The following is a 245-nucleotide window of genomic DNA, read 5'->3' on the forward strand; positions in this document are numbered from 1 at the left end:
GCCGCGTTCGCCGGGCAGTCGAGCGTTCTGTTCGCCCCCCCCGCCGGCCTGGCGACCGTGGTCGCGCCCGCCGACGGGCTCGCCGCTCCCCAGCGCGAGGCGCTCGACGCCGTGCGGCTCGTGCTCTCGGCCGGCGCCCCCGTGCACCCGCAGCTGTTGCGGCAAGTCTCGGACCTCATGCCGAACGCCCGGGTCCACACGCCGTGGGGCATGACCGAGGGGCTGCTGCACACGGACATCGACGG

The 245-nt window shown here is 76.3% G+C and carries 1 protein-coding gene; it reads left to right on the plus strand.

What is annotated here, in order from left to right; translation table 11 throughout:
• A partial coding sequence (locus KVS67_RS12635) for an AMP-binding protein (protein WP_217565512.1) occupies positions 1–245 on the plus strand: 245 nt, incomplete at both ends.

It is taken from the genome of Micrococcus sp. GbtcB5 (genome assembly GCF_019091605.1).
GTDB lineage: Bacteria > Actinomycetota > Actinomycetes > Actinomycetales > Micrococcaceae > Micrococcus > Micrococcus luteus.